Origin of the sequence: Streptomyces sp. SID5785, assembly GCF_009870065.1 — a bacterium.
In the GTDB taxonomy this organism is placed as follows: Bacteria; Actinomycetota; Actinomycetes; order Streptomycetales; family Streptomycetaceae; genus Streptomyces.
Genome location: NZ_WWIA01000182.1, coordinates 1 through 6,355, shown reverse-complemented (window position 1 = coordinate 6,355; position 6,355 = coordinate 1). Strand labels below are relative to the sequence as shown.

Sequence of the window (6,355 nt, the reverse complement as noted above, 5' to 3'; positions counted from 1 at the left end):
TCCGGCGCAGGGTGTCCCGGCAGTAGCGCCGCTGGTTGCCCGCGGTGCGCCGGCTGCGGATCAGCCCCTTGGACTCGTAGAAGTGCAGCGCGGACACGGCGGCGCCGCTCCGCGCCGACAGCTGGCCGACGGTGAGCTCGTGGATCTTCTCGGGAATCTGCGGCACCCGTCCGAGCCTAGCCCGCGCGCGGTTGCGTTGTTAGCATGCGCAGAGCACTGAGCAAGCGCTTAGACATCCATGTGAGCATCGGGATCGTACGCAGACGGAGGCCACTGAACATGGCGGAGCCGCGGGTTTTCAAGAGTGTCGACGAGCTGAAGGGCGCCGTCGGGGAGCAGCTCGGGTACAGCGACTGGGTCGAGATCGCGCAGGAGCGCATCGACCGGTTCGCCGAGGCGACGGGTGACCACCAGTGGATCCACGTCGACCCGGAGCGCGCCAAGGACGGCCCGTTCGGCACGACGATCGCGCACGGGTACCTGACCCTGTCGCTGCTGCCGCTGTTCGGCCCGCAGCTGATCGCGGTCGAGGGCATGAAGATGGGCGTCAACTACGGGACGAACAAGGTGCGTTTCCCCGCCCCGGTCCCGGTCGGCTCGCGGCTGCGGGCGACCGCGACGATCACGTCCGTGGACGACGTGCCGGGCGGCGTCCAGCTGGCCGTGGCGTTCACCGTCGAGCGCGAGGGCGGCGACAAGCCGGTGTGCGTCGCCGAGTCGGTGTCGCGCTACTACCTCTGACGCCGCCGGGCGGCCCGGGGTCAGGCCCGGGCCCGGTCGCCCGCATCGGCGACCCCCACCATCCTGAGCACGAGGTCGGCGTAGAGCGCGCCGACCTCGTCGGGCGTACGGCGGCCCTGCTCGTTGAACCAGCGGGCCACGTCGATGCACAGCGACAGGATCGCGATCGTCGTGCCGGACACGTCCGGGACGTCGAACTCGCCCGACGCGACCCCGTCGGCGATGATCTCCCGCACCGTGGCGTCGCTGCGCCGGCGCAGGTCCACGATCTCCGGACGGTGCTCCTCGCCGAGCGAGTCGAGCTCGTACTGGACGACGCGCGCCGTCATGTGGTGCCCCGCGTGCCAGCGCACGAAGGAGCGCACCGCCTCGGCGAGCCGCTCGGCCGCGGTGCCCTCGAGGTCGGCCGCGGCGCGCAGCACCGCGAGCGCCTTCTCGTGCCCGATGCGGCTGATCCGGAGGAGGAGCTCCTCCTTGGTCTTGTAGTGGATGTAGAGCGCGGCGGGGCTCATGCCGGCGCGGCCGGCGATGTCGCGGGTCGTCGTCGCGTGGTAGCCGCGCTCCGCGAAGGCCTCGACCGCGGCGACGAGCAGTCGCCGGGCCGCGTCGGGGGTGACCTCGCCCCACGGCATCTCGTCCGCGGCCTGGCCGTCGGCCCGCTCGTCGTGCGTCATCGCTGCGCTCGCTCCTCCCGTGGGGTGTGAGGGCTCACCATACCCGCCCGGGTGAGCGAGCGCTTAGGCCAGGTCGTCGTGGGCGGCGCGATCCCGGTCAGGCGATCGGCTTGAAGGGGTCGTGCTCGGCCAGGATCTTGTCGAGGCGGGCCTGGTCGACCCGGCTGACCAGCTGGTCGGCCTCCTGGCGGTCCCGGACGACCTTGGCCAGCGTGAAGGCGGACGTCGTCAGGTACAGGACGGCGATCGCCAGAAAGGCCCGCACCCAGCCGCTGGCGTCCAGGCTGTAGATGCCGATGCCGGTCGCCCCGAGCGCGACAGCGAAGGATGCGACGGCCTGACCGTAGTAGGCGGTGGTGTTGCGCTGCTTGACCGATGTGTCACTCATGCGGGACAGCATGGAGCGGATGTGCCGCCCGTCACATCCGCTCGGCTACCTAGGTAGGTACTCAGAAGGCCGAGACCCCGGTCAGCGCGCGGCCGATGATGAGCTTCTGGATCTGGCTGGTGCCCTCGTACAGGGTCATGACGCGGGCGTCGCGCAGCAGCTTGCCGACCGGGTACTCGTCGATGTAGCCGTAGCCGCCGAAGACCTGGAGGGCGTTGTTCGCGCAGCGCACGGCGGCCTCGGACGCGTAGAGCTTCGCCTTCGACGCGGCGGTCGCGAAGTCCTCGCCGCGGTCGATGAGATCGGCGACGCGCCAGGTCAGCAGGCGCGCGGCGTCCACGTCCACGGCGATGTCGCTGATCAGCTCCTGCACCAGCTGGTACGAGGCGATGGACCTGCCGAACTGCTCGCGCTCGCCCGCGTAGCCGACGGCGGCGTCGAGGGCCGCCTGGGCGATGCCGACGCAGCCGGCGGCCACCGACATCCGGCCCTTGGCGAGCGCCGACATGGCGATGGAGAAGCCCTTGCCCTCGGGGCCGAGCATCGCCGAGGCGGGGACGCGGACGTCCTCCAGAACCAGTTCGGCCGTCGCCTGGCCGCGCAGGCCGAGCTTGCCGTGGATGGTGCGGCGGGTGAGGCCGGGGGTGTCGGTGGGGACGAGGAAGGCGCTGACGCCCTTGTGGCCCGGGGCGTCGGTCGAGCGGGCGAAGAGCAGGACGACGTCGGCCCAGGTGCCGTTCGTGATGAACATCTTGGAACCGTTGATGACGTACGTGTCGCCGTCCCGCACGGCCCGCGTCGCCAGGTTCCCCGCGTCGGAGCCGGTGCCCGGCTCGGTCAGGCCGAAGCAGCCGAGGGCATCGCCCGCGGCGAGCCGGGGCAGCCAGGCCCGCTTCTGCTCCTCGCTCCCGTAGGCCTGGATCGTCTTGGAGACCAGGCCGAGCGAGACGGAGACGATGCCGCGCACCGACGAGTCGCCGCGTCCCAGCTCCTCGGTGACCAGGCAGTACGCCAGGTGGTCGCCGCCGGAGCCGCCGTACTCCTCGTCGAGGGTCAGGCCGAGGAAGCCGACCTCGCCGAGCTTCTTCACGATCGAGCGGTCGACCTCCTCGGCGCGGTCCCAGGCCACGACGTGCGGCGCGATCTCGCGGTCCACGAAGTCTTCGGCGAGCCGGCGGACCGCCGCCTGCTCCTCGCTCAGCCCCAGGTCCATGGCCTGCTCCCACCGGTGGATCAGCACTACTTAATTAGCACTGCTAGTTTATCGCTGACAGCCCTACTATGTGCCGCATGGCCCGACCGCGCAAGCCCCTCCTCAGCACCGGCCGCATCGTGGACGCGGCGCGTGCCCTCGTCGACGCCGAGGGCCTCGCGGCCGTCTCGACCCGGCGGCTCGCCGCCGAGCTCGGGGTGAGCGGCCCGTCCCTGTACAACCACTTCCGCACCAAGGACCAGATCCTCGAGGCCGTCGCCGACTCGGTGAGTGCTCAGGTCGACCTGTCGATGTTCGAGCCCGCGGCCGACGGCACCCGGCCCGGCTGGCGCGCGGCGCTGCACGACTGGGCCGTCTCCTACCGCGCCGCGCTGCGCGAGCATCCGAACATCGTGCCCGTCCTCGCCCAGGGTCCCGGCCGCCGGCCCGCGGGACTCCGGCTCGCCGACGCCGTGTTCGGGGCGATGGTCGACGCCGGGTGGCCGCCCGCGCAGGCCACCTCCATCGGCGCCCTGATGCGGTACTTCGTGATGGGCTCGGCGCTCGGCTCGTTCGCGGGCGGCTTCGTGGACGACGAGGACGCGTACGACCCCGCCGACTACCCGCACCTGGGCCAGGCCCACCTGCTCGCCGAGCGACAGGAGCAGGTCGACGAGCGGGCCTTCGAGACGGGCCTCGCGGCGCTGCTCGACGGGCTCGCCGTCCAGTACGGGCAGCTCACCGCGGGCACGACGCACTGACCCGACGGCCGCCGGACCACGCCGGTCGGCATCGGTCGGCACCGGTCCGTGCGTCGCGGGCCCGGCCGCGCGGGACGACCCCGCGGGACGACCCTTCGGTGCGGGCCGCACGGTCGCGGGCCCATCCTGGAGACATGGCTGCTTCCAAGGAACCCGGCGCACCGCGGCTCGCCGCCCTCGCCGCGCTGCTGGCCGACGAGACCCGGGCCGCCTGCCTGCTCGCGCTGCTCGACGGGCGGGCCTGGACGGCCGGTGAGCTCGCCCGGCACGCGGGCGTCGCGCCCTCCACCGCGAGCGAGCACCTCGGCAAGCTCGTCGCGGGTGGCCTGCTCGCGGAGGAACGGCAGGGCAGACACCGGTACCTGCGGCTCGCCGACGCGCAGGTCGCGCAGCTCGTGGAGAGCCTCGCGGGGTACGCGGCGCCCGACGGCGGGGAGCGGCCCCGCACCCTCGGCGCGGCGTCGGCGCGGGACGCGATGGCGCGCGGGCGCACCTGCTACGACCATCTCGCCGGACGGCTCGGGATCACGCTGACCGACGCGATGGCGGAGCGCGGGCTGCTGCGGGTCGACGCCGGGTTCGCGCTGACCGACGCGGGGCTGAGCTGGTTCCGGGGACTCGGGGTACCGCTCGGCGGGGGCGGGCGACGGCCCCTGGTGCGCAGGTGCCTGGACTGGACGGAGCGCCGGCCGCACCTCGCGGGCGCCGCCGGTGCCGCCCTGTGCGGTCATGCGCTGGCCGCCGGCTGGATCGAGCGGATCGGGTCGGGCCGCGCGGTACGGGTCACGACGCTCGGCGCCCGGGTGCTGCGCGCCGAGCTGGGGGTGTCGGCGCCGGACTGAGCCCGTGCCGGACCGGGCCGACCGCACGGGGCCCAGGACCGGTGTCTCCGTACCGGCACCGGCCGCCCGCCCGGCCCGGCGGCACCGTCAGAACACGACGAGGGCGCGGCCGCCCTTGCCCGCCTTCATGGTCTCGAACGCCGCGGGGATCCCGTCCAGCGTGATCCGGTCCGTGACGAGCGCGCCCAGGTCGAGGCGGCCCGCGCGGACGTGACCGGCGAGGACGGGCAGGTCCACGGCCGGGTCCGCGTTCCCGTAGACACAGCCGGAGAGCGTGCGGCCCCAGTGGAACAGCTCCAGGGCGTTGAACGTGACCTGCTGGTCCTTGCCGCCGATGCCGACGACCGTGGTGCGGCCGCCGCGCCGGGTGGACTCCCAGGCCGTACGGATCGTCACGGCGCGGCCCACGCACTCCACGGCCACGTCGACGCCCTGCCGGCCGGTGAGTGCGCGGATCTCGCGAGCGGTGTTCTCGGAGGCGACCACGTAGTGCGTGGCACCGGCGCGGCGCGCGAGTTCCTCCTTCTCCGGCGACACGTCCACGGCGACGATCGTCGGGGCACCGGCGATCCGGGCGGCCTGGAGCGTGGCGAGGCCGACGCCGCCGACCCCGAACACCGCGACGGTCTCGCCCTCGCGCACCCGCGCCGCGTGGTGGACCGCCCCGTAGCCGGTGAGGACGGCGCAGCCGAGCAGGGCGGCGTCGATGAGCGGGACGCCGTCCGGCACGGGCAGGACGCAGCGGGCGGCGACGACGGTCTCCTCGGCGAACGCGGCGACGTTCAGTCCGGGGTGCAGGTCGCTGCCGTCGGAGGACCGCGTGGCGTACACGTCGCCGGCGCCGGTCAGCGCGTCGGCGCAGAGCCAGACCTCGCCGAGCGAGCAGGCGTGGCAACGCCCGCACGAAGGGGCCCAGTTGAGGACGACGCCGTCGCCGGGGGCGACGTGGGTGACGCCCTCGCCGACCGAGACGACGGTGCCCGCGCCCTCGTGGCCGAGGACCGCGGGGACCGGCACCCGCATCGTGCCGTCGGTCAGGGACAGGTCGGAGTGGCAGACCCCGGCGGCGGCCAGCCGGACACGGACCTGGCCGGGCCCCGGCTCGGGGAGATCGATGTCGGTGATCTCCAGCGGGGAGCCGACGGCGGGCAGTACTGCGGCGCGGACCATGGGGATATCGACTTCCTCAGAACTGGAGGGACTTGGTCTGGAGGTACTCGGTCAGGCCGTGGGCGCCCAGCTCGCGCCCGACGCCCGAGCGCTTGTAGCCGCCGAACGGGGCGAGGGGGTTGAAGCGCCCGCCGTTGATGTCGACCTGGCCGGTGTCCATGCGGCGCGCGAAGGCGACGGCCTCCGACGCGTCACCGGCCCAGACGGCGCCGGCGAGGCCGTACACGGTGCCGTTGGCGATGCGCAGGGCGTCCTCCTCGTCCTCGTAACGGATGAGCGAGACGACGGGGCCGAAGATCTCCTCCTGGGCGATCGTCATGTCCGGGGTGACGTCCGCGAAGACGGTGGGGGCCACGAAGTAGCCCTTGTCATGCGGGTTCTCGGTGCCGCCGACGACGATCCGCGCGCCCTCCTCGACCCCCTTGTCGATGTAGCCGCGCACGCGCGTCTGCTGCTTGGCGTTGACGAGCGGGCCGATGCGGTCGGCGTACTTGGCGGCGGCGGTGCCCGCGAGCTCGACGGCCTCGTCGTACTGGTCGGTGTGGACCAGCATGCGGGTCCAGGCGCTGCACGTCTGGCCGGAGTTA

General features: G+C 73.3%; 9 protein-coding genes. 3 read left to right on the top strand and 6 right to left on the bottom strand.

Going from position 1 to position 6,355, the window contains the following annotated elements; all coding sequences use genetic code 11:
- Positions 1-166: MerR family DNA-binding transcriptional regulator (locus GTW43_RS05585; RefSeq protein ID WP_161300501.1), on the bottom strand; the 166-nt coding region annotated here is incomplete at its 3' end.
- 113 nt (positions 167-279) lie between these two features.
- Here GTW43_RS05585 and GTW43_RS05580 point away from each other — a divergent pair.
- On the top strand, positions 280-741 hold the full coding sequence (locus tag GTW43_RS05580) for a MaoC family dehydratase (RefSeq protein ID WP_161300500.1): 462 nt from the start codon (positions 280-282) through the stop codon (positions 739-741).
- Between the two features lie 20 nt (positions 742-761).
- Here GTW43_RS05580 and GTW43_RS05575 read toward each other — a convergent pair whose 3' ends face one another.
- From GTW43_RS05575 to GTW43_RS05565, 3 genes are all read right to left on the bottom strand, one after another.
- On the bottom strand, positions 762-1,415 hold the full coding sequence (locus GTW43_RS05575; protein ID WP_161300499.1) for a TetR/AcrR family transcriptional regulator: 654 nt from the start codon (positions 1,413-1,415) through the stop codon (positions 762-764).
- 97 nt (positions 1,416-1,512) lie between these two features.
- Positions 1,513-1,803 (bottom strand): YiaA/YiaB family inner membrane protein, encoded by a 291-nt coding sequence (locus GTW43_RS05570; protein ID WP_161300498.1) that lies wholly within the window; start codon positions 1,801-1,803, stop codon positions 1,513-1,515.
- Between the two features lie 61 nt (positions 1,804-1,864).
- Entirely contained in the window at positions 1,865-3,016 is a 1,152-nt protein-coding gene (locus GTW43_RS05565; protein WP_161300502.1) for an acyl-CoA dehydrogenase family protein, read from the bottom strand.
- A gap of 77 nt (positions 3,017-3,093) precedes the next feature.
- Between GTW43_RS05565 and GTW43_RS05560 the strand changes: the two genes are divergently transcribed.
- Together GTW43_RS05560 and GTW43_RS05555 are read left to right on the top strand one after the other, a co-directional pair.
- Positions 3,094-3,756: a TetR/AcrR family transcriptional regulator gene (locus GTW43_RS05560; RefSeq protein WP_161300497.1), complete on the top strand. Its 663-nt coding sequence runs from the start codon at positions 3,094-3,096 to the stop codon at positions 3,754-3,756.
- A 134-nt stretch (positions 3,757-3,890) separates the two neighbouring features.
- Entirely contained in the window at positions 3,891-4,598 is a 708-nt protein-coding gene (locus tag GTW43_RS05555; RefSeq protein WP_161300496.1) for a winged helix-turn-helix domain-containing protein, read from the top strand.
- Between the two features lie 87 nt (positions 4,599-4,685).
- On the opposite strand, the gene GTW43_RS05550 is transcribed toward GTW43_RS05555, so the two are convergent.
- A complete protein-coding gene (locus GTW43_RS05550) occupies positions 4,686-5,768 on the bottom strand; it encodes a Zn-dependent alcohol dehydrogenase (protein ID WP_161300495.1) in 1,083 nt (360 codons plus the stop codon).
- Between the two features lie 16 nt (positions 5,769-5,784).
- Positions 5,785-6,355, bottom strand: a 571-nt coding sequence (locus GTW43_RS05545) for an aldehyde dehydrogenase family protein (RefSeq protein WP_161300494.1), incomplete at its 5' end; no start/stop codon positions are given.